The sequence below is a fragment of the Geodermatophilus sp. SYSU D01105 genome (assembly GCF_054050095.1).
This window is the reverse complement of sequence record NZ_JBJGYR010000005.1, coordinates 46,573-67,913: the sequence shown is the minus strand read 5'-3', so window position 1 is coordinate 67,913 and position 21,341 is coordinate 46,573. Positions and strand designations below refer to the sequence as shown.

The 21,341-nt window shown below is 73.6% G+C and carries 21 protein-coding genes and 5 tRNA genes; 14 read left to right on the top strand and 12 right to left on the bottom strand.

Going from position 1 to position 21,341, the window contains the following annotated elements:
• Nucleotides 1–21: 21 nt before the first annotated feature.
• From ACI79I_RS06035 to ACI79I_RS06015, 5 genes are all read right to left on the bottom strand, one after another.
• On the bottom strand, nucleotides 22–465 hold the full coding sequence (locus ACI79I_RS06035; RefSeq protein WP_456991379.1) for an HNH endonuclease: 444 nt from the start codon (nucleotides 463–465) through the stop codon (nucleotides 22–24).
• A 79-nt stretch (nucleotides 466–544) separates the two neighbouring features.
• A tRNA-Val gene (locus ACI79I_RS06030) sits at nucleotides 545–616 on the bottom strand.
• A 25-nt stretch (nucleotides 617–641) separates the two neighbouring features.
• On the bottom strand, nucleotides 642–1,112 hold the full coding sequence (locus ACI79I_RS06025; protein WP_456991378.1) for a TIGR02611 family protein: 471 nt from the start codon (nucleotides 1,110–1,112) through the stop codon (nucleotides 642–644).
• A gap of 14 nt (nucleotides 1,113–1,126) precedes the next feature.
• Nucleotides 1,127–1,990 (bottom strand): anti-sigma factor domain-containing protein, encoded by an 864-nt coding sequence (locus ACI79I_RS06020; protein ID WP_456991377.1) that lies wholly within the window; start codon nucleotides 1,988–1,990, stop codon nucleotides 1,127–1,129.
• Nucleotides 1,987–2,628, bottom strand: coding sequence for a sigma-70 family RNA polymerase sigma factor (locus ACI79I_RS06015; RefSeq protein ID WP_456991376.1), 642 nt, complete (start codon nucleotides 2,626–2,628; stop codon nucleotides 1,987–1,989). Before ACI79I_RS06015 ends, ACI79I_RS06020 begins: the two co-directional genes overlap by 4 nt.
• 127 nt (nucleotides 2,629–2,755) lie before the next feature.
• Here ACI79I_RS06015 and ACI79I_RS06010 point away from each other — a divergent pair, with 127 nt between their 5' ends.
• The 4 genes from ACI79I_RS06010 (at nucleotide 2,756) to ACI79I_RS05995 (ending at nucleotide 3,563) form a co-directional block, all read left to right on the top strand.
• On the top strand, nucleotides 2,756–3,205 hold the full coding sequence (locus ACI79I_RS06010) for an SsgA family sporulation/cell division regulator (RefSeq protein WP_456991375.1): 450 nt from the start codon (nucleotides 2,756–2,758) through the stop codon (nucleotides 3,203–3,205).
• 68 nt (nucleotides 3,206–3,273) lie between these two features.
• Nucleotides 3,274–3,346, top strand: a tRNA-Gly gene (locus ACI79I_RS06005).
• A 43-nt stretch (nucleotides 3,347–3,389) separates the two neighbouring features.
• Nucleotides 3,390–3,460, top strand: a tRNA-Cys gene (locus ACI79I_RS06000).
• Between the two features lie 31 nt (nucleotides 3,461–3,491).
• A tRNA-Val gene (locus ACI79I_RS05995) sits at nucleotides 3,492–3,563 on the top strand.
• 55 nt (nucleotides 3,564–3,618) lie between these two features.
• Here the strand turns inward: ACI79I_RS05995 and coaE are convergent.
• Nucleotides 3,619–4,215, bottom strand: coding sequence for a dephospho-CoA kinase (gene coaE, locus ACI79I_RS05990; protein WP_456991374.1), 597 nt, complete (start codon nucleotides 4,213–4,215; stop codon nucleotides 3,619–3,621).
• 258 nt (nucleotides 4,216–4,473) lie between these two features.
• On the opposite strand from coaE, the gene ACI79I_RS05985 reads away from it, so the two are divergent.
• Entirely contained in the window at nucleotides 4,474–4,632 is a 159-nt protein-coding gene (locus ACI79I_RS05985; protein ID WP_456991373.1) for a hypothetical protein, read from the top strand.
• 186 nt (nucleotides 4,633–4,818) lie between these two features.
• Here ACI79I_RS05985 and rpsA read toward each other — a convergent pair whose 3' ends face one another.
• Nucleotides 4,819–6,282 (bottom strand): 30S ribosomal protein S1, encoded by a 1,464-nt coding sequence (gene rpsA, locus ACI79I_RS05980; protein WP_456948366.1) that lies wholly within the window; start codon nucleotides 6,280–6,282, stop codon nucleotides 4,819–4,821.
• Between the two features lie 215 nt (nucleotides 6,283–6,497).
• On the opposite strand from rpsA, the gene ACI79I_RS05975 reads away from it, so the two are divergent.
• Nucleotides 6,498–7,361, top strand: coding sequence for a class I SAM-dependent methyltransferase (locus ACI79I_RS05975; protein ID WP_456991372.1), 864 nt, complete (start codon nucleotides 6,498–6,500; stop codon nucleotides 7,359–7,361).
• Nucleotides 7,362–7,402: 41 nt separating this feature from the next.
• On the opposite strand, the gene ACI79I_RS05970 is transcribed toward ACI79I_RS05975, so the two are convergent.
• Nucleotides 7,403–7,975: a GNAT family N-acetyltransferase gene (locus ACI79I_RS05970; protein ID WP_456991371.1), complete on the bottom strand. Its 573-nt coding sequence runs from the start codon at nucleotides 7,973–7,975 to the stop codon at nucleotides 7,403–7,405.
• On the bottom strand, nucleotides 7,975–10,719 hold the full coding sequence (gene polA / locus ACI79I_RS05965; RefSeq protein ID WP_456991370.1) for a DNA polymerase I: 2,745 nt from the start codon (nucleotides 10,717–10,719) through the stop codon (nucleotides 7,975–7,977). The genes ACI79I_RS05970 and polA overlap by 1 nt, the downstream gene beginning before the upstream one ends.
• 97 nt (nucleotides 10,720–10,816) lie before the next feature.
• Here polA and ACI79I_RS05960 point away from each other — a divergent pair, with 97 nt between their 5' ends.
• The gene (locus ACI79I_RS05960) at nucleotides 10,817–11,239 is read left to right on the top strand and encodes a PaaI family thioesterase (protein ID WP_456991369.1); all 423 of its coding nucleotides are present in this window, start codon (nucleotides 10,817–10,819) and stop codon (nucleotides 11,237–11,239) included.
• Between the two features lie 79 nt (nucleotides 11,240–11,318).
• On the opposite strand, the gene ACI79I_RS05955 is transcribed toward ACI79I_RS05960, so the two are convergent.
• Complete coding sequence (locus ACI79I_RS05955; protein WP_456991368.1) at nucleotides 11,319–11,951, bottom strand: GNAT family N-acetyltransferase; 633 nt, start codon at nucleotides 11,949–11,951, stop codon at nucleotides 11,319–11,321.
• A 269-nt stretch (nucleotides 11,952–12,220) separates the two neighbouring features.
• Here ACI79I_RS05955 and ACI79I_RS05950 point away from each other — a divergent pair, with 269 nt between their 5' ends.
• The 5 genes from ACI79I_RS05950 (at nucleotide 12,221) to ACI79I_RS05930 (ending at nucleotide 16,915) form a co-directional block, all read left to right on the top strand.
• Nucleotides 12,221–13,507 (top strand): ABC transporter permease subunit, encoded by a 1,287-nt coding sequence (locus ACI79I_RS05950; RefSeq protein ID WP_456991367.1) that lies wholly within the window; start codon nucleotides 12,221–12,223, stop codon nucleotides 13,505–13,507.
• 3 nt (nucleotides 13,508–13,510) lie between these two features.
• On the top strand, nucleotides 13,511–14,509 hold the full coding sequence (locus ACI79I_RS05945; protein WP_456991366.1) for a branched-chain amino acid ABC transporter permease: 999 nt from the start codon (nucleotides 13,511–13,513) through the stop codon (nucleotides 14,507–14,509).
• Nucleotides 14,510–14,513: 4 nt separating this feature from the next.
• Complete coding sequence (locus tag ACI79I_RS05940; protein WP_456991365.1) at nucleotides 14,514–15,554, top strand: ABC transporter ATP-binding protein; 1,041 nt, start codon at nucleotides 14,514–14,516, stop codon at nucleotides 15,552–15,554.
• Complete coding sequence (locus tag ACI79I_RS05935; protein WP_456991364.1) at nucleotides 15,551–16,408, top strand: ABC transporter ATP-binding protein; 858 nt, start codon at nucleotides 15,551–15,553, stop codon at nucleotides 16,406–16,408. Before ACI79I_RS05940 ends, ACI79I_RS05935 begins: the two co-directional genes overlap by 4 nt.
• A gap of 87 nt (nucleotides 16,409–16,495) precedes the next feature.
• Nucleotides 16,496–16,915 carry a DUF7712 family protein gene (locus ACI79I_RS05930; protein ID WP_456991363.1) on the top strand — a complete coding sequence of 140 codons (420 nt, stop codon included), beginning with the start codon at nucleotides 16,496–16,498 and terminating at the stop codon, nucleotides 16,913–16,915.
• A gap of 85 nt (nucleotides 16,916–17,000) precedes the next feature.
• On the opposite strand, the gene ACI79I_RS05925 is transcribed toward ACI79I_RS05930, so the two are convergent.
• Nucleotides 17,001–18,338, bottom strand: a complete 1,338-nt coding sequence (locus ACI79I_RS05925; protein ID WP_456991362.1) for an ABC transporter substrate-binding protein — start codon at nucleotides 18,336–18,338, stop codon at nucleotides 17,001–17,003.
• Nucleotides 18,339–18,530: 192 nt separating this feature from the next.
• The gene (locus tag ACI79I_RS05920; RefSeq protein ID WP_456991361.1) at nucleotides 18,531–19,130 is read right to left on the bottom strand and encodes an ANTAR domain-containing response regulator; all 600 of its coding nucleotides are present in this window, start codon (nucleotides 19,128–19,130) and stop codon (nucleotides 18,531–18,533) included.
• A gap of 76 nt (nucleotides 19,131–19,206) precedes the next feature.
• Between ACI79I_RS05920 and ACI79I_RS05915 the strand changes: the two genes are divergently transcribed.
• Nucleotides 19,207–19,280 (top strand) — tRNA-Leu (locus ACI79I_RS05915).
• Between the two features lie 251 nt (nucleotides 19,281–19,531).
• Nucleotides 19,532–21,340 carry a pyridoxal-dependent decarboxylase gene (locus ACI79I_RS05910; protein ID WP_456991360.1) on the top strand — a complete coding sequence of 603 codons (1,809 nt, stop codon included), beginning with the start codon at nucleotides 19,532–19,534 and terminating at the stop codon, nucleotides 21,338–21,340.
• The last annotated feature ends 1 nt before the right edge of the window (nucleotide 21,341 follow it).

The window sequence follows — 21,341 nt, the reverse complement described above, 5'->3', positions numbered from 1 at the left end:
GTCACCCGGCCCGCCCGCCGCTCAGGCGACCGTACGGCCCCCCGGCGTGCGGCGGCGGAGCCGGCGGAGCTGCGCGTCGAGGTAGGGCCGCGCCCGCCGCTGCCCGCCTTTCCGGGCGATGGCCGCCTCCAGCGCGGTCAGCGCCCGCGCCAGCCGGGGCGCGTCGACCGGCCAGCGGCGCCGCCGGCACTCCTCCAGCCAGTCGACCGGGCTGCGGTGACCGCGCTCGGCGTTGCACCGGCCGCAGGCGGCCACCTCGTTCTCGATCCACGACGGGCCGCCCTTCACCCGCGGGACGACGTGCTCGGTGGTGGGCCGCACCAGACCCCCGAGCTCCCGGCCGCACCAGGTGCAGGTCGCCCCGTCCCGCTCGAGGACGACGGCCAGCCGCTCGGCCCTCCCGGGCGCCCGCGGACGGACCGGCTCGGGGTCGGGCGGGCGCCGGCGCGGGGACATCTCCCCCATCGTCCTCCTCCGCGGACCGCGGCGGGGCCGATCGCGAGAGGCCCGGCCCGCTGTCCGCGGACCGGGCCTCTGCCGGGAGTGGGCGATACTGGGTTCGAACCAGTGACCTCTTCGGTGTGAACGAAGCGCTCTACCACTGAGCCAATCGCCCGTGCGTCCCCCATTGTGCCAGACGGTCACCGCCAGAGCGGCACCCACCCCGGGACCCAGTCGGGGACGCCCATCACGTGCAGCGTGACCACGAGGACCCCGTAGACGAAGGCCGCCGTCGCCGCCGCGACCGCCAGCCGCACCCAGACCGGCTGCCGCCCCAGCCAGTCGGTCCAGCGCTTGACGTGCTGCTTGGTGAACTCCAGCAGCCGCTCGGCCCAGAAGAACTCCGTCGCCAGGACGAACAGGCCGGCGATGACGGTGAGCCACCCGGGCCCCGGGAGCGGGATGGTCGCCAGGCCGACGGCGACGATCAGGCCACCGACGATGCCGACGCCCAGCCGGTAGGTCGAGTCGACGGTGCGGCTGCCGGCCAGCCGGCGCCGCCACCGGGCCTCGGCGACCCGCTCGCGGAGGCTGCGGAAACCGTCGTCGTCGAAGTGCGCCCTCAGCTGCTCGGGCGTCTGGTGGTGGTGCCGCGCCCGTTCGGGCTGCACCGTCTCCGGACCGGTCAGTTGGTCACCTCCCCGCGAGCGACGAGCTCCGTCGGGGCCGACGGAGCCGAACGACCGGACTCGAGGCTGATCCCGTAGGCGGTGAAGTCGTCGGGGCCGGTCGTCGCGGAGCCTACGGCGCGCAGGTCCATCCGTGGGCGGATGACGTCGAACGTGCCCAGCGCCACCGGCGCGTCACCGCCGAGGCCCCACACCACGTAGGTCTGCTCCCGGGCGTCGTTGACCGACAGCCCGTGGGTCACCACCTGGACCTGGCCGCTGCGCGCGACGACGGTGGCCACCGGCGAGCCGTCGTCCCCGGACAGCGGCGTGACGGTGGCCCGCCCCGGGGTCAGCAGCGCGTCGAGCACCCGGCCCTGCTCGGCGACCGCACCCTGCGCCTGGTCGCGGGCCGAGCTGAGGACGACGTTCCACGTGCCGAGGGCGAGGATCGCCGCCACCGCCGCGGCCACCAGGGCGTTGGGCACGACCCGCCGCCACGGGGTCGGGGGTGCGCTGCGTGCCGCCGGGACGGGGACGACGAGGTCGGGGACCCCGTCCGCCGGCCGGCCCGGGTCGGCGGGCGCGGGCGGCTCCTCGGCGACCGGCGCCGGCGTCGCCTGCTCGGTCGCCTCCACCGCGGCGCGCAGCCGGGCGCGCAGCCGCTCCGAGGGCTGCACGGGGGGCAGCTCGGTCGCCAGCGCCCCCATCACCTCCGCGGTCTCGGCGACGGTGTGCCGGCAGCGGGCGCACTCCGGCAGGTGTGCCGCGACGAGGGTCTCCTCCTCGGGTTCGAGGGCGTGCAGTGCCCAGCCGACGGCCAGCTCGTCGAAGTGCTCGTGGTCCCCGCGCCGCGGCGCGGCGCCCCGGGCCTCGTTCACCGGCTCGGACCCTCCACGCGGGCGGCTCCGCTGAGCGCCCCGCCCCGGGAGCTGCCACCCAGCTCCTCCCGGAGCCGGCGCACGCCGGCGAGCATCCGCGTCTTGACGGTGCCGAGCGGGGTGGCGGTCAGGGCCGCGACCTCCCGCTGGGTGTACCCGCCGTAGTAGGCGAGGGTCAGCGCCTCGCGCTGCGCCGCGGACAGGGTGCCCAGCGCGGCCCGGACGCGGTCGGCCACCACCCGCGCCCAGACGTCGTCCTCCACGTCGCGGGTCGCCGTGGGTTCGGTGAGCGTCAGGTCGTCGGCCACCCGGCTGCGCCGGCGCCGGTGGGCCTCCTCCCGGCGGACGGCGTCCACGGCCTGGTGGTGGACCAGCGCCATGAGCCAGGCGGGGAGGCTGCCGCGGTCACGGTCGTAGGCCCCGGGATCCCGCCAGATCCCGAGGAACACCTCCTGGACGACGTCCTCGGCCAGCGCGTCGTCCGCCAGGACGCGCCGGGCGAGCGCGAAGGCGGGGCGGCTGAACCGGTCGTAGAGGTCCTCCAGGGCACCCCGGTCCCCCGCGCGCACCCGCAGCAGCAGGTCGGCGTCCCGGGGGTCGTCCCCGCCCCGCCGTGGCGGACGGCTCACGGCGACCATCGTCACACGCGTCGGCCACGCCGGGGAGAGCGCGCGGTTCAGGACGGCCCGGAGCGGGCACCCATGGCCTGACACGCCCGGGGGGACCGCGGCGTGACCTCGCTCAGGAAAGGTCGTTGTTGGGAACATGACCAGCCGCTCGACGCCCGGGTACACCTGCCCCACGACCCTGCACCTCGTCGGACCGCAGTCCTGGACCGAGGTGCCCGCGGTGTTGTCCTACGAGGTCCGCGACCCGTTCGCGGTCCGGATCACCTTCGGCGACGGGGACGCCACCGACGACGAGGGCATCGCCTGGCTGGTCGGTCGCGAACTGCTCCGGGCCGGCCTGGATCGGCCCGCCGGGGACGGCGACGTGCGGCTGTGGCCGTCCCGGACCTCCGGCGACGTCCTGTTCCTCCACCTGCGCGCGCCCTCGGGCGAGGCGCTCTTCGAGGTCTCCCGCGGCACGGTGGCCGGGTTCCTGCGGCTGACCGAGAACGTCGTGCCCGTCGGCGAGGAGTCCTCCGTGCTCGACGTGGACGACGAGCTGACCGCCCTGCTGTCCAACGGCGGGGCCGACCCGAGCGGCCGCTGACCCCACGGGGGGACCCCCCTGAGACGCCGTCTCCGGGTCCTGTATTGTTCTCCCTGTACGACAGCAACGCGGACGTGGCTCAGTTGGTAGAGCATCACCTTGCCAAGGTGAGGGTCGCGGGTTCGAATCCCGTCGTCCGCTCGGAACCTCGGGCGCTGGTCGCGAGACCGGCGCCCGTGTGTGCGGTGGAGTGGCCGAGAGGCGAGGCAACGGCCTGCAAAGCCGTCTACACGGGTTCAAATCCCGTCTCCACCTCGGCGTCTCGCCGAGCGCGGTGAGGCGGAACGGGCGATTGGCTCAGTGGTAGAGCGCTACCTTGACACGGTAGAGGTCACTGGTTCGAACCCAGTATCGCCCACAACGAGAGAGGCCCGGGTCGGACGACCTGGGCCTCTTCGCGTCCCCGGACCCGGTCAGCCGAGCGCCGGCGCCACCCGCTCGGCCCAGAAGCGGTCGACCTGCGCCTCGAGGTCCTCCGGCGTGCCGCTGTTGTCCAGGACGACGTCGGCGACGGCGCGGCGCTGCTCGTCGGTGGCCTGGGCGGCGATGCGCGCGCGGGCGTCGTCCTCGCCGAGCCCCCGCTGCAGGAGCCGCCGGACACGGGTCTCCAGGTCCGCCTCCACCACCAGCACGAGGTCGTAGGACGCCGCCTGGCCGGTCTCCACCAGCAGCGGCACGTCCTGCACCACGACGGCGTCGGCCGGCGCCTCGGCGACCAGTTCGGCGGCCCGGGCCCGCACCAGCGGGTGGACGATGCCGTCGAGCCGGGCCCGCGCCTGCGGGTCGGCGAAGACGATCGCCGCGAGGGCGGGCCGGTCCAGGGCTCCCTCGGCGGTCAGCACGCCGGGCCCGAACGCGTCGACGACGGCGGAGAGCCCCGCGGTACCCGGCGCGACGACCTCGCGGGCGATGCGGTCGGCGTCGACGATCCGCGCGCCCCGGGCGGCCAGCAGCCCCGCCACGGTGCTCTTGCCCGATCCGATCCCGCCGGTCAGCCCGATGCGCAGCACGCACGGACAGTAGCCAGCACGCCAGGGCCGATCACGGACGGGTAACACCCGCCCGTCCTGCCCGGCGCGTCGCTCCAGTCACACGCGTCCCGTGGACAACTCTGTCCTCGGCGCACTTCCCCGCCGAGAGAGGCAGAACCGACCATGTCCCGATCCGCCCACGCGGCTCCCTCGTCGGCCCCCGTTGCTGTCCGCCGGGGCCCCGGTCGACACCGGCTGGACCGCCCCACCGGCGTCCGGTGCACCGACCTGCCGGCCGTGCGTGAGCGACTGGAGCGCAACGCCGGCGTCCGCCCGCGCAACGCGTTCATGCGCTGGCTGTCGGCCACCGCGCCGGCCGGCCGGCACACCTGGCAGTTCCTGGCCAACACCGGCGGGCGCCCGCGTACCGCGTTCGCGATCATCCTGAGCCTGTAGCAAGGTCCCACCTGCCCCGGCCGGCCCGGCCTCGTGCGGGGTCCCGCCGCGAGCTCCGCGAGGGGCGGGGGCAGGGGGTCCTTCGACTCGTCCCTCCAGGGGATGGGAGGGACGACCGAGGCCGGGGACCCCGCGGGGACCCGGGCCTCGGCCTCAGGTGGTGCAGCTGCGCTCAGCCGAGCGCGGTCACTCCCCGCCGGCGAGCTTGGCCCGCAGCGCGGCGAGCGCCTCGTCGCTGGCCAGCGTGCCGCCCGAGGTGTCGCTCGGGGCCGCGTCGCCACCGCTGGAGTAGTTGCCGCCGGCCGCAGCCTCGGCGTCGGCCTCCTTGGCGGCCGCGATCTGCTTGCGGTGCGCCTCGTAGCGAGCCTGGGCCTCGGCGTACTGCCGCTCCCACTCGTCGCGCTGCGCCTCGAAGCCCTCGCGCCACTCGCCGGTCTCCGGGTCGAAGCCCTCGGGGTAGATGTAGTTGCCCTGCTCGTCGTAGGACGCGGCCATGCCGTAGGCGGCCGGGTCGAACTGGTCCTCGTCGCCGATGACGCCCTCGTTGGCTTGCTTGAGCGACAGCGAGATCCGGCGCCGGTCGAGGTCGATGTCGATGACCTTGACCAGGATCTCGTCGCCGACCTGCACGACCTGCTCGGGGATCTCCACGTGGCGCTCGGCCAGCTCGGAGATGTGCACCAGACCCTCGATGCCCTCGTCGACGCGGACGAACGCACCGAAGGGCACCAGCTTGGTGACCTTGCCGGGCACGACCTGGCCGATCTGGTGGGTCCGGGCGAACTGCCGCCACGGGTCCTCCTGCGTCGCCTTCAGCGACAGGGAGACCCGCTCGCGGTCCAGGTCGACGTCGAGGACCTCGACGGTGACCTCCTGGCCGACCTCGACGACCTCCGACGGGTGGTCGATGTGCTTCCAGGACAGCTCGGAGACGTGCACCAGGCCGTCGACGCCGCCCAGGTCCACGAACGCACCGAAGTTGACGATCGAGGAGACGACGCCGGTGCGGACCTGGCCCTTGGCGAGCTTGTTGAGGAACTCGCTGCGGACCTCGGACTGGGTCTGCTCCAGCCACTGCCGGCGGGAGAGGACGACGTTGTTGCGGTTCTTGTCGAGCTCGATGATCTTGGCCTCGAGCTCGCGGCCCACGTAGGGCTGCAGGTCGCGGACGCGGCGCATCTCGACCAGCGAGGCGGGGAGGAACCCGCGCAGGCCGATGTCGAGGATGAGGCCACCCTTGACGACCTCGATGACGGTGCCGGTGACGACCTCGTCGGCTTCCTTCTTCGCCTCGATCGTGCCCCAGGCGCGCTCGTACTGGGCGCGCTTCTTGGACAGGATCAGGCGGCCTTCCTTGTCCTCCTTCTGGAGGACGAGGGCTTCCACCTCGTCGCCGACGGTGACGACCTCGTTGGGGTCGACGTCGTGCTTGATGGACAGCTCCCGCGAGGGGATGACGCCCTCGGTCTTGTAGCCGATGTCCAGCAGCACCTCGTCCCGGTCGACCTTGACGATGACGCCTTCGACGATGTCGCCGTCGTTGAAGTACTTGATCGTCTGGTCGATCGCGGCGAGGAAGTCCTCCTCGGTGCCGATGTCGTTGACGGCGACCTGGGGGGTGCTGTTCGGACGGACCTGGGTGGAGGTCATGTGGTCGAGTGCTCCGGACGGGGGATGAGAAGGGACAGGACGACCCGCGGCCGGGTGACCGCGGGGAGCGGGGAGACCGGCGCGCGCCGACCCCCGTTGGGGACAGCACAGACAGACCTCTGGCGCATTCCCATGCTACTGACGTCCGGAGGGACGGGTCCACCTGGGTCGGCACCCGTCTGACGCCACCTGCGGCGTGTCACGATCGGCGTGTCATGAACGGTCGCCCGCCACCCCCCGGTCTCCCCCTCGCCGAGGACGGCTACCCGGCCCCCGGCGGGGTGACCCGGCGTCCCTCGGGCGCCGCGGAGTCCGCCCGGGCCAACCGCCGCTGGTGGGACGCCGCGGCGCCGGCCTACCTCGCCGAGCACGGCGCCGACCTCGGCGACGCGGACTTCCTGTGGTGCCCGGAGGGGCTGCGGGAGGGCGACGCGCACCTGCTCGGGGACGTCGCGGGCCGCCGGGTGCTGGAGGTCGGCTGCGGATCGGCGCCCTGCTCGCGCTGGCTGCGCCGCGCCGGCGCCGACGTCGTGGCGCTGGACCTCTCGGGCGGGATGCTCGCCCGCGCGGCGGAGCTCAACCGGTCCACCGGCATCGCCGTCCCCCTGGTGCAGGCCGACGTCGGGGCGCTCCCGCTCGCCTCGGCGAGCGTGGACGTGGCCTGCTCGTCCTACGGCGGGCTGCCCTTCGTCGCCGACGTCGAGGACGCCCTGGCCGAGGTGGCGCGGGTGCTGCGGCCGGGTGGCCGCTTCGTCGCGTCGGTGAACCACCCGATGCGCTGGCCGTTCCCCGACTCCCCCGACCCCGGGGACCTGCGCATCGTCTCGTCCTACTTCGACCGCACCCCGTACGTGGAGACCGACGACGACGGGCGCGCGGTCTACGTCGAGCACCACCGCACGGTCGGCGACTGGGTGCGCGCCGTCGTCGGCGCGGGGTTCGTGCTGGCGGACCTGGTCGAGCCGGAGTGGACGCCGGGCCGCACCCAGGAGTGGGGCCAGTGGTCACCGGCCCGCGGAGCCCTCGTCCCGGGCACGCTGATCCTGGTGTGCACGAAGACCGCCCCACCCGGGCGTTGACGCGGCACCCTCACCCTCGACCCCAGGTCGACGGTGAGACCTCACCAGGGGTCGCCGTCGCGCCAGTCACAGGCCAGCTCACCGTCGAGGTCCAGCGGCGCCGGTCCCGGCAGGACGTACACGGAGCCGTCGTCGTCCGGGGTGCGGCGCAGGCCCGCAGGGGTGAGCACCGCCGTGGGGCCCCGCCAGGCCTGCCAGCCGCGGGCGGCGTAGAGCGCGGCGCCGTCGTCGGTGGCGCTGAGGGCGCCGGCGTCGTACGCGCGGCGGACGACGGCCTCGAGCTGGTCCATGACCGCCGACGCGACGCCCCGGCGCCGGTGCGGGGCGGCGACCGCCACGGCCTCGACGTAGCCGACGCGCAGCGCCCTCCCCCGGTGCAGCAGCCGGCGCTGGACGACGGCACCGTGGCCGACGAGCCGACCGCCGTCGAGCACGAGGGCGTGCACGCCGCCGAGCGCGTGCTCCCAGTCCTCGTCGGTGAAGTCGCCCTCGAACGCCTCGTCGAGGAGGGTCCGGGCCGCCGCGAGGAGGTCGTCCGGCAGCTGCGCGGTGTGCGCGACGGTGAGGCCCCGGGGCCGGGCGGGTGCGGCTGGTCGGGCGTCGGTGTCCGCCATCAGTGCGCGGCGGCATCCCAGCTGGCACCGAAGCCGACGGAGACCTCCAGCGGCACCGAGAGGCGGGCGGCGCCGGCCATCTCGCGGCGCACCAGTGCCTCCAGCGCCTCCCGCTCCCCCGGCGCGACCTCGAGCACCAGCTCGTCGTGCACCTGCAGCAGCATCCGGGAGCGCAGCCCCTCGGCGGCGACGGCCTTCTCCACGTTCAACATGGCGACCTTGATGACGTCGGCCGCCGAGCCCTGGATCGGGGCGTTGAGCGCCATCCGCTCGGCCATCTGGCGCCGCTGCCCGTTGTCGCTGGTCAGGTCGGGCAGGTAGCGGCGCCGGCCGAGCGTCGTCTCGGTGTAGCCGGTCTGCCGGGCGTCGTCGACGACGCTGTCGAGGTAGTCACGGATGCCGCCGAAGCGCTCGAAGTAGGCGTGCATCTGCTCGCGGGCCTCCTCGGTGGAGATCCGCAGCTGCTGGGAGAGGCCGTAGGCCGACAGCCCGTAGGCCAGCCCGTAGCTCATGGCCTTGATCCGGCGGCGCATCTCCGGGTCGACGTCCTCGATCGGGATGTTGAACGCCCGGGCGGCGACGAAGGAGTGCAGGTCCTCCCCGGACGTGAAGGCCTCGATCAGGCCCTCGTCCCCGGAGAGGTGGGCCATGATCCGCATCTCGATCTGGCTGTAGTCCGCCGTCATCAGCGACTCGTAGCCGGAGCCGACGACGAACGCCTGCCGGATCCGGCGGCCCTCGGCGGTGCGGATCGGGATGTTCTGCAGGTTCGGGTCGGTGGAGCTCAGCCGGCCGGTCGCGGCGATCGTCTGCTGGAACGTCGTGTGGATGCGCCCGCCGTCGTCGACCATCGGGATCAGGCCGTCGATGACCGTGCGCAGCCGGGTGACGTCGCGGTGGCGGAGCAGGTGCTCGAGGAACGGGTGACCGGTCTGCTCGAGCAGCCAGGTGAGCGCGTCGGCGTCCGTGGTGTAGCCGGACTTGATCTTCTTGGTCTTCGGCAGGCCCAGCTCGTCGAAGAGCACCGCCTGCAGCTGCTTGGGCGAGCCGAGGTTCACCTCGCGGCCGATCACCGCGTAGCACTCGGCGGCCGCGGCCGCGACGCCCTCGGCGAACTCCCGCTGCAGCTCCTGGAGGAACTCCAGGTCGGCGGCGATCCCCCGCTGCTCCATGCGGGCCAGGACGAAGGTGAGCGGCAGCTCCATCGCGCCGAGCAGGTGGTCGCCGCCACGCTGGCCCAGCACCGACTCGAGCGCGTCGGACAGGTCGTTGACCGCGACGGCCTTGAGGACGTCGGCCGTGGCCGCCTCGCGGGCGAGGTCGGCCTCCGAGGGGCCCATCCCGTCGAGGGTCAGCTGCGACTCCTCGGCGGCGGCGTCCCTGAGCTCGCGGCGCAGGTAGCGCACCGCGAGGTCGCCGAGGTCGAAGGAGCGCTGGCCGGGCAGCGCGAGGTAGGCGGCGAGCGCGGTGTCGCTGACCACCCCCTCGAGCTCCCAGCCGCGCGCCCAGACGGCCAGCAGCGGCCCCTTGACCTCGTGGACCACCTTCGGCCGGGACGGGTCGGCGAGCCACGCGGCGAGCGCCTGCTCGTCGGTGACGTCGAGGTCGGGACCGAGGTCGACGAAGGTGGTGTGGTCGTCGGCGGCGGCCAGCGCCAGGCCGGTCAGCTCCCCGGTGCCCCGCCCCCACGTGCCGCGGAAGATGACGCCGGTGCGGCCGGTGGTGGCGTGCTCGTCCAGCCACGCCCCCAGCCCGCCCGCCGGCACCTCGTCGACGGCGACGTCGAAGCCGCCCTCCACCTCGGGCTCGGCGCTGCTGAGCGTGGCGAACAGCCGGTCCCGGAGCACCCGGAACTGCAGGTTGTCGAAGAGGGTGTGCACCTCGTTGCGGTCCCACGGCTGGACGGCGAGGTCGGCGGGCCCCACCTCGAGCGGCACGGCACGGTCGAGCTCGGTCAGCCGGCGGTTCTGCAGGACCGACGACAGGTGCTCGCGCAGCTTGTCGCCGACCTTGCCCTTGACGGTGTCGACCCGGTCGACGAGCGCGTCGAGCGACCCGTACTCGCGCACCCACTTGGCGGCGGTCTTCTCCCCCACGCTCGGGATGCTGGGCAGGTTGTCACTGGGGTCGCCCCGCAGTGCGGCGAAGTCCGGGTACTGGGCCGGCGACAGGCCGTACTTGGCCTCGACCTCCTCCGGGGTGAACCGGGTGAGGTCGGAGACGCCCTTGCGCGGGTACAGCACGGTCACGTGCTCGTTGACCAGCTGCAGGGCGTCGCGGTCGCCGGTGCAGATGAGCACGTCCATGCCCTGCTCGACGGCGGCCACGGTGAGGGTCGCGATGACGTCGTCGGCCTCGAAGCCCTCGGCGGTGATCACCGGGATGTGCAGGGCCGCGAGCACCTCCTGGATGAGGCTGACCTGGCCGCGGAAGTCCGTGGGGCTCTCCGCCCGGTTGGCCTTGTACTCCGCGTAGATCTCGCTGCGGAACGTCTTGCGCCCCACGTCGAAGGCGACCGCGAGGTGCGTCGGCTGCTCGTCGCGGAGCACGTTGATCAGCATCGACGTGAACCCGTAGACGGCGTTCGTCGGCTGCCCCGTGGTGGTGGAGAAGTTCTCCACCGGCAGGGCGAAGAAGGCGCGGTAGGCCAGGGAGTGCCCGTCGAGCAGCAGCAGCCGCGGGCGCACGGCGCCAGCGGTCGGGACGGCGGGGCTGGACGCGGGGGCGGAGACCGGAGCGGACATCGGGCCCGATCCTAGTGAAGGGACCCCGCTGCCCCCCGGCCCTCGCGAGCTCGGGTCGGGCCCCTGCAGCGGGGCCGTGGACGGTTACCGTGCCGCGGTGACCCTCGCCCGCCCCGACTGGCTGCCCCCGGGCTTCTCCAGCCCGCTCGACGAGAAGCTCGGCATCGAGATCACCGACTACGACCCCGAGCACCTGGTCGCCACCATGCCGGTCGAGGGCAACCAGCAGCCGGCCGGGCTGCTCCACGGCGGGGCCACCTGCGCGCTGGTCGAGACGGTCGCGTCCTGGGCGGCGGCCCTCGGCGCGGGCCCGGGACGCACCTGCGTCGGCGTCGAGCTCAACGTCAGCTACCTGCGGGCGGCCACCAGCGGGACGGTCACCGCCGTCGCCACACCGGTGCGGCGCGGCCGGACACTCGCCACGTTCCGCGTCGAGGTCAGCGACGACGCCGGCCGGCCGACGGCGACCGCCCGGCTGACCTGCATGCTCGGGGACGCGGCCTCGTCGCGGCAGAGCTGACGCGACCGCGCTGCTGGGCGAGGTCCAGCTGCCAGGACCCGCGCGTCGTCGGGCAGTGACGGGCTGAACTCGAGGGCGGTCAGCCCTCGGCGGCGTCCAGGAGCGGGACGACCCGCGCGACCGGCCGGCGCCGCACCGCGGGACGGCGTGGGGCCGGGACGGTCACCCCGCCGCGCTGCCAGGCCGACAGCGCCCGGGCCAGCGTCTCCCGGGGGACGATCCGGCGGGTGGTGAGCGGGGCGAACCCCATGCGCGCGAAGAACCGCTGCCGCTCCGCCTCGTGCCCACCGACGGCGGCGACGACGTGGTCGGCCCCGGCACCGGTCGCGTGGGAGACGGCGGCGGCGAGCAGCGCCGCCCCCGCGCCGCGACGACGGTGGTCGCGGTGGACGACGAGGTTGTCGACGGTCACCTGCGGGACGCCGAGGACCACCGACAACGGGTCCAGCCCGAGGATCGCCAGGCCGACCACCACCTCGCCGCCCACCCCGCCGTCAGGCGCGTTGGGACCGGGCAGCACCGCGAGGACCACCCGGTGCGCCGGATCGGCGAGCAGCCTGCGGAACCCGGCCGCCGCGGCAGCTCCCGGCGTCTGCCCGGTGAGCACGCCCTCGGCGTGGGCCTCGGCCCGGTGCTGGCGCACCAGGGCGAGGACGGCAGGCAGGTCGTCGGGACGCGCCGTGCGCGTCGTGACGAGGGACCGTGAACCCAAACCTGGCACCGGAGTCCTCCCCTGGACGGTGGCTGCAGCCTGCACTCCCGGCGGCCTCGGGGCACGGCGGCGCGCCGCTCGGGGACGGAGGCGACACGCGCGGCGTGTCGCGGAAAGGTCACAGCTCGCGCTGAGGACAGCGACCGGAAACACAGCCGGGTTAGGGTCCCCCGCACTCAGCACGCCTAGGAGGTCGAGTGACGCACGCGCCAGGCCGTGTCCGACGACACGGTCGACGACCGGGTCCGGCTCCGGACCCCACCGGGTCCGTGGGCCGGTCCGGTCCCCACGCCCGGCGCCGCTACCTGGTCCGGGTCCTCCTGGTCGCCGCGTTCGGGTTGGGGCTCGCCGCCTTCGTCCCAGGGATCGCCCAGGCCGAGGGCGAGCAGGTCGCCGGGACGCTGCAGACCAGCCGCAGCGGCCCGATCGAGGGCGTGGAGATGACCGTCACCACGGCCACCGGCCAGGAGGTCGACTCCGTCGAGACCGACGAGCAGGGCCGCTGGGAGGTGGACCTGCCCGGGCCCGGGGAGTACGTGGTCACGCTCAACGCCGACGACCTGCCGGAGAACGTCCAGCTGGCCGGCGAGGACAGCCGCACGGTCACGGTCGACGAGGGACGCCGGCAGGCGGTGATCATCGGCCTCAACGACGGCAGCCGGGAGGGCGGCGGGAGCACCATCCGCGCCGTCCAGCTGCTGGTCGACGGCATCCGCTTCGGCCTGCTCATCGCGATGTGCGCCGTCGGACTGTCGCTCATCTTCGGGACGACCGGGCTGACCAACTTCGCGCACGGCGAGCTGGTCACCATCGGCGCGGTCGTCGCGTGGTTCGTCAACGTCGAGGGCGGCGTCCCGCTCATCCCGGCGGCGCTGATCGCCATGGTGGTCGGGGCGGCGGTCGGGGCGCTCAACGAGCTGGGGCTCTGGCGCCCGCTGCGCCGCCGGGGCACCGGGCTGATCGCCGCCCTGGTCGTGTCCATCGGCCTGTCGCTGCTGCTGCGCTACCTGGTCCAGCTGGTCTACGGCGGCCGGTCCAACCCCTACCAGGGCGTCGGCGGCGGCCGGGCCGTGGACTACGGCCTGTTCCGGCTCACCAACGCCGACCTCACCTCGATCGTCATCTCGATCGTCGTCCTGGTCCTGGTCGCGCTCATGCTGCAGCGCACCAAGATCGGGAAGGCGATGCGGGCGGTCTCGGACAACCGGGACCTCGCGGCCTCCTCGGGCATCGACGTCAACCGGGTGATCCTGGTCGTCTGGATGATGGGTGGGGCGCTGGCCGCGCTCGGCGGGGTGCTGCTGGGGCTGTCCGACCAGGTCCAGTGGGACATGGGCTTCCGGCTGCTGCTGCTCATGTTCGCCGGCGTGACCCTGGGCGGTCTGGGCACCGCGTACGGCGCCCTCGTCGGCAGCCTCGTGGTCGGGGTCTTCGTCCAGATGTCGACGCTGGTCATCCCCAACGACGTCAAGTACGTCGGCGGCCTGCTCCTGCTGATCGTCATCCTCGTCATCCGGCCCCAGGGGATCCTGGGCAGCCGCGTCCGGGTGGGCTGACCCATGAGCGAAGTCATCAACGCACTCGCCGTCGCGGGCAAGGCCGCCCTGGGCTTCCAGGCGATCTTCTTCGTCCTGCTGGCCATCGGCATCAACGTGCAGTTCGGCTACACCGGCCTGCTGAACTTCGGCCAGATCGCCTTCGCCATGCTGGGCGGGTTCGGCATCGCCATCTCGGTCAGCAAGTGGGGGCTGGACTTCTGGGTCGGGGTCGCCATCGGCCTGGTCGCCGCCGTCGTCCTCGCGCTGCTGCTCGGCCTGCCGACACTGCGGCTGCGCGCGGACTACCTGGCGATCGTGACCATCGCCGCGGCGGAGGGCCTGCGGTTGCTCTTCCGGTCGGTGTCGGCGACACCGGTCACCAACGGGACACGCGGCATCTCGGCGTTCAACGGCGACTTCCTGGCGCTCGCGCCCTGGCCGACCAACGAGCGCTACCGGCTCCTGGGCACCAGCTGGTCGGGCGGCGAGCTGTGGGTCGCGCTCATCGGCTGGCTGCTGGTCGTCCTGGCCAGCCTGCTGATCTGGGCGCTGATGCGCAGCCCGTGGGGCCGCGTGGTCCGGTCCATCCGCGAGGACGAGGACGCCGTCCGCGCCCTGGGCAAGAACGTCTACGTCTACAAGATGCAGGCGCTGGTCATGGGCGGGATCCTCGGCGCCCTCGGCGGGATGGTCTACGCCGTGGGCACCGGTTCGGCGATCCCCGACCAGTACCAGAACGCCAACACCTTCCTGGCCTACGCCGCCCTGATCCTGGGTGGCGCCGCGCGGGTGCTCGGCCCGGTGATCGGGGGGATGATCCTCCTGTTCATCCTGCAGTTCGCCGACACCATCCTGCGGGCACTGATCGACAACGGGGTCATCCCCGAGGGCCTGCTCACCTCCACCGACGTCGCGACCATCCGCTTCGTCCTCGTGGGGCTCGGGCTCATGCTGTTGTTGGTCTTCCGGCCACAAGGCATCTTCGGTGACCGACGAGAGGTGATGCTCGATGCCCGCTGACCCGATGGCTGCTCAGCCAGGGCCCGCCGAGCCCACGGCCGGCGGCGGCGCGCACGCCGCGTCCCTCGACCAGGGCACCACCGGCGCCGCGCCGCGGCGGCTCGCGCAGGCGGCCCTGCGCGACGTCCCGTGGGAGGTGGGGGTCGCCAAGCCCGACCCGATCGTCGTCGTGGACGGCGTCACCCGGACCTTCGGCGGCCTCACCGCGGTGGCGGTGGAGCACCTGGAGATCCAGCGCGGCGGCATCACCGGCCTGATCGGGCCCAACGGCGCGGGCAAGACCACGCTGTTCAACCTGCTCACCGGGTTCGACCAGCCCAACGCGGGTCGCTGGACCTTCGACGGCAAGTCGCTGTCCAACCTCCCGCCGCACCGGGTCGCCCGCCTCGGCGTCGTCCGGACCTTCCAGCTGACCAAGGCGCTGTCCCGGCTGACCGTGCTGCAGAACATGCTGCTCGGGGCGCAGGGGCAGAAGGGCGAGCACTTCTTCGGGGCGCTGTGGCCGGGCGCCTGGCGGTCCCAGGAGCGCGCCAACACCGAGAAGGCGATGGAGCTGCTCCGCCGCTTCAAGCTCGACGCCAAGAAGGACGACTTCGCCGGCACCCTCTCGGGCGGTCAGCGCAAGCTGCTGGAGATGGCGCGGGCGCTGATGAGCGACCCCAAGGTCGTCATGCTCGACGAGCCGATGGCCGGGGTGAACCCGGCGCTGACCCAGAGCCTGCTCGGGCACGTCAAGGACCTGCGCGAGCAGGGCATGACGGTGATCTTCGTCGAGCACGACATGGACGTCGTCCGGGACATCAGCGACTGGGTGGTGGTGATGGCCGCCGGCCGGGTGATCGCCGAGGGGCCGCCCGAGTCGATCAGCCAGAACCAGGCCGTCGTCGACGCCTACCTGGGCGCCCACCACGACGCCCCGCTCACCGTCGAGGAGGAGGACCGGGTCCTCGCCGAGGCCGAGCGCGAGATCGCCCGCGAGGAGCACGTCGAGGGTGGGGACGTCTTCAGCTCCGACGTCCCGCCCCAGGAGAGGACCGACCGATGAGCGACCCCCTGTTCCAGGTCGACGAGTCCGGCGAGGACCTCACCCGCGCCGCCCAGGCGGCCTCGCCGGCCGCGACGCTCTCCCCGGCGGAGAAGGCCGCGACGCGCGAGGAGCACGTCCGGCTGGCCGAGGGCGCCCTGGTGCGGGCCGACGACCTGGTGGCCGGCTACGTGCCGGGCGTCAACATCCTGCGGGGCTGCGACTTCTACCTGCAGGAGGGCGAGCTCGTCGGGATCATCGGTCCCAACGGCGCCGGCAAGTCGACCCTGCTCAAGACCCTGTTCGGGCTCATCCCCGTCCGGTCGGGGACGGTGACGCTGCGCGGGGAGGACATCACCTCCGCGCCGGCCCACCGGCTGGTGTCCCTGGGCGTCGGCTACGTCCCGCAGAACAACAACGTGTTCCCCTCGCTGACCATCGAGGAGAACATGCAGATGGGCGTCTACCTGCGGCCGAAGACGTTCAAGGAGCGCTTCGACTACGTCATCGACCTCTTCCCGCTGCTCGGTGAGCGGCGCAAGGGCAAGGCCGGTGCGCTCTCCGGTGGCGAGCGGCAGATGGTGGCCATGGGCCGGGCGCTGATGATGGACCCGTCGGTGCTGCTCCTCGACGAGCCCTCGGCCGGCCTCTCCCCCGCCTACCAGGACGAGGTCTTCATCCGCTGCCGGCGGATCAACGCGACCGGGGTCTCGATCATCATGGTCGAGCAGAACGCCCGGCGGTGCCTGCAGATCTGCGACCGCGGCTACGTCCTCGACCAGGGCCGCAACGCCTACACCGACACCGGCGGCAACCTGATGACCGACCCCAAGGTCATCGAGCTCTACCTGGGCACCCTCGCCAAGGCCCACTAGGAGCCCAGTCGGTCTCCGACGGCGCCCGTCCCCACCCGGGACGGGCGCCGTCGCTCGTCCGCGCCCGTCACGGGGTAGGGGTCCGCCATGAACTGGACCTGGAGCATGCGGTCCCGCGACGGCGGGATGAACGGCCTGGAGTTCGCGCGCGCGACCACCGCCGGCGGCTTCTCCCGGGTGCTGGTGCACGCCGCGCCCGCCCAGCTCCGGGTGGAGGTGGTGGCCGACGACGACAGCGTCGTCCTGCGCGGCGACGCCGACCGGGAGGGCGACTACTCCCCCCTCACCCTGCTCGAGCTCGGCGACGGGGGCATCCGGCGCAGCGAGGTCTGGCCCGGGCCGGAGCTCCACGGGCTGCCCGTGGTCCTGCCCGGCGGGGAGGTCGGCGTCCTGACCGCCTGGGAGCACGCTCCCGACCACAGCTGGTGGCGGTGGTCGGTGGAGTTCTCCAACCACAGGGGCCGGCCCGCCGACTGGCAGCCACGGGGCCAGCGGCTGCAGCGCTGACCCCGACAGCACGGTGGCCCGGCACCTCTGGGAGGTGCCGGGCCACCGCGGAGTCAGCGCTGTGACGGCACAGCGCCGGGTGGGGTCAGCGCTGCGGGCCGATGCCGTTCGCGTTGAGCCCCTCGATGATCCGCGAGGACTCGTCGAACCCGATGACCGCGACGGCGTCGGGGTTGAAGTCGACCATCTGCTGCACCTCGGAGTCGAAGTTGGCAGCCTGCGGGTCGTAGATGATCGTCTGGATGTCGCCCTCGGCGAGACCGGCGGCCACCAGGTTGTTCTTCACGTTCTCCGCGAGCCCGGTGCCGTACGGGTCGTTGAGCGCGAGGATCCCGACGGTGTTGTTGCCGTCCTCGATGATGAGGTCGGCCAGCGCCTCGGCCTGCAGCGTGTCCGGCGGCGCGGTGCGGAAGTACAGCCCGTTGTCGTTGTACGTCGTGAACTGGTCCGACGTGTTCGCCGGCGAGAACTGCATGACACCGGCACCGGTGATGGTGTCGATGACCGTCAGGCTCACGCCGGAGGACGCCGCACCGATGATCGCGTTGGCGCCGGCCTGCAGCAGGGCGTCGACCGACTGGGTCGCGATGTCGGTCGAGGTGTCACCCGAGTCGCGCTGGATGAGCTGCACCTGCTGGCCGAGGACGCCGCCGGCGGCGTTGATGTCGTTGACCGCCAGCTGCGCACCGGCGATCTCGGGCGGGCCGAGGAAGGCCAGGTTGCCGGTCTGCGGCAGCAGGGTGCCGATGACCAGCGGCTCGGGGCTGGTGGTGCCGGGCGGAGCCGGGGCCGGGCCCTCGTCGGTCGTGGCGTTGGCCTCGTCACCGGGCAGGACGTAGCGGGTCGCGCTGTCGTCGATCCGGTTGTCGTCGCCGAACTGCTGGATGCCGATGCTGGCCTGGGCCGGCTCGCCGGCGTCGGTGAAGCTCAGCGGGCCGGACTGGCCGTCGTAGTCGGGGTTCCCGCCGCCGTTGACGATCTCGAGGCACGAGGCGAAGTCCTCGCACTTGTCGCCGCCGACGGTCACGCCGTTGACGTAGGCCTTGAAGACGTTGGCGTCGTTGGTGCCGGCCATCTGCGCGGCCAGCGCCGTGATGACGATGGCGTCGTAGGTCTCACCCGCGTAGTTGAAGTCGACCAGGTTGGGGTCGATCTGCATCAGCCGGTCGCGGAAGTCCCCGGAGAGCTCGGTGAGGGGCAGGGTGCCCTTCATGCCGGCGAGCGCGCCCTGCTCGGTGAAGTCCTCACCGAGGGCGTTGCCCATGTTGCCGTCGGAGCCGTAGACGTTGACCTGCTTCTCGCCGCTGTCGCCGCCGCCGCCGCTCGCGCTGCCGCCCTCGTCGTCCCCGCCGCCGCAGGCGGTCAGGACGAGCAGGGCCGCAGCCGAGACAGCGGCGCTCCGGGCGAGGATGCCTGTGCGCATCAAGCCACTCCCACTGTGCTGTCGGTGGTGCACTCGGCCAGCCCGAGCCGGGCTGGCCCCATCAGTGGGGGGAAGGTAACTGCTGGTCCGAGGCACCGACCGGGGGGCGACCGGACCGTGATGAGGTCGTGACCTCCCGGATCCGGCCCCGACACACAGCGACCCGGCGCGTTCACCGGGCGGAGGCGCAGCTCACTCGGCCGCCGGGGCGTCGGCCTCCTCCTGGTCGAGGATCCGCTGCGCCAGCGCCTTCATCGACGTCCGCTCGTTCATCGCCGTCCGCTGGATCCAGCGGAACGCCTCGGCCTCGGTCATGCCCTGCTCGGCCATGAGCCTGCCCTTGGCCTTCTCGACGACCTTGCGTGCCTCCAGCCGCTCCTCCAGCGTCCGCACCTCGCCGTCCAGCGCCGCGAGCTCGGTGAACCGGGCCCGGGCGACCTCGATCGCCGGCACCAGGTCGTTCTTGGAGAAGGGCTTCACCAGGTAGGCCATGGCCCCGGCGTCGCGCGCCCGCTCCACCAGCTCCCGCTGGCTGAAGGCCGTGAGCACGATGACCGGCGCGACCCGGGCGGAGGCGATCTGCTCGGCCGCCGACAGGCCGTCGAGGACCGGCATCTGGATGTCGAGGATCACCAGGTCGGGTCGCAGCTCGGTGGCGCGGTCCACGGCCTGCTGCCCGTCGCCGACCTCGGCGACGACGGTGTACCCCTCCTCCTCCAGCATCTCCTTGAGGTCGAGGCGGATGAGCGCCTCGTCCTCGGCGATGAGGACCCGGATCGTCTCGCTGCTCACGCGCGGGAGCCTATCGATGCCGGTGGGTCGGCGACTCCCCGCTAGGCTGCTCGGGCGGCCCGGGGCACCCCGGCGCGCCCCCGTACCCCAATCGGCAGAGGGAGCGGATTCAAAACCCGCGCAGTGTGCGTTCGAGTCGCACCGGGGGCACTGCGACATCGTCGGCCTACCGGCCGACACGGCGACCACGTGCCGTCCCCCCGTGGCGCCGAGCCCCTCCCGGCCCTCGTCGGGGAGGCCTCCGGCCCCCACTCCTCAGGCCGACACGGCGACCACGTGCCGTCCCCCGTGGCGCCGAGCCCCTCCCGACCCTCGTCGGGGAGGCCTCCGGCCCCCACTCCCCAGGCCGACACCGCAGGGCGCCTCACACGGGTGGACGGCGACCGCCATACGGTGGGCCCGTGAGTGAGCCGACGCCGTCCGCCCCGCACATGACGCCCGAGCAGTTCCGCCGGCACGGGCACGAGGTCGTCGACTGGATCGCCGACTACTGGACCCGCATCGACGCCTTCCCGGTCCGCTCCCCCGCCGCCCCCGGGGACGTCCGCGAGTCGCTGCCCGCCGCGCCGCCCGAGCAGGGCGAGCCGTTCTCGGCCGTCCTGGCCGACCTCGACCGCGTCGTGCTGCCCGGCGTGACCCACTGGCAGCACCCCGGCTTCTTCGGCTACTTCCCCGCCAACACCTCCGGCCCCTCGGTCCTGGGTGACCTCGTGTCGGCAGGACTCGGCGTCCAGGGCATGTCGTGGGTGACCAGCCCGGCGGCCACCGAGCTCGAGCAGCACGTCCTGGACTGGTTCGCCGAGCTGCTGGGCCTGCCCGAGGCCTTCCGCTCGACGGGCCCCGGCGGCGGCGTCGTCCAGGACTCCAGCTCCGGCGCGAACCTGGTCGCGCTGCTCGCCGCGCTGCACCGGGCCAGCGGCGGGGGAACCGTGCGCTCCGGCGTGCGCCCGGACGAGTACACGGTCTACGTCTCGGCCGAGACGCACTCCTCGATGGAGAAGGCGGTGCGGATCGCCGGCCTCGGCAGCGACGCGGTCCGCATCGTCGAGGTGGACGGCGACCTGGCCATGCGGCCCGAGGCGCTGAGGGCCCGGCTCGAGCGCGACACCGCCCGCGGGTTCCGGCCGGTGCTGGTCTGCGCGACGGTCGGGACGACGTCCACGACCGCCGTCGACCCGCTCGCCGTGCTCGGCCCGATCTGCCGCGACCACGGCGTCTGGCTGCACGTGGACGCCGCCTACGCCGGGGTGAGCGCCGTGGCGCCCGAGCTGCGCGAGCTGCAGGCCGGGGTGGAGTGGGCCGACAGCTACACCACCGACGCGCACAAGTGGCTGCTCACCGGCTTCGACGCGACCCTCTTCTGGGTCGCCGACCGGGCGGCGCTGACCGGCGCCCTGGCGATCCTCCCGGAGTACCTGCGCAACGCCGCCACCGACGCCGGCGCGGTCGTCGACTACCGCGACTGGCAGATCGAGCTCGGCCGCCGGTTCCGCGCGCTCAAGCTGTGGTTCGTGCTCCGCTGGTACGGCGCCGAGGGGCTCCGGGCCCACGTGCGCTCCGGTGTCGCGCTGGCGCAGGAGCTCGCCGCACGGGCCGACGCCGACGACCGGTTCGACGTCGTCACCAAGCACCCGCTGTCGCTGGTCTGCCTGCGTCCGCGTTGGGCGGCGGACGTCGACGCCGACGTCGCGACCATGACGCTGCTGGAGCGGCTCAACGACGGCGGTGAGGTGTTCCTGACCCACACGACCGTCCGCGGGCAGGTGGTGCTGCGGGTGGCGATCGGCGCGCCGGCGACGACCCGGGCCCACGTGGAGCGCGCCTGGGCGTTGCTGTGCGAGGGCCACGACTGGCTGGCGGCCGACTTCGCCGAGTCCGCCGCCGAGCGGGCGCGCGAGGAGGCCGAGCGCCGGGCCGCGGCGCAGGAGGCCGAGCGCCGGGCGGCGCAGGAGGCCGAGCGCCGGGCGGCGGCGCAGGAGGTCCCGGCCGCGCAGGACGAGACCGCGACGCAGGCGGCCGCCCAGGACGGCAGGGCGGCTCCGACCGCCGAGGGGAGCCCCGAGGTCGGGAGCCCGCAGCCGGAGCCCGGCGAGCGTCCCCAGGAGCCGGCGGCGGCGGGCGGGGAGCCCGAGGGGGCTGCCGACGCCCCCCAGTCCCCCGAGGAGGCCGCTGCGGCCGTCCCCGGGGACGGCGGGGGCACCGGCTCCTGAC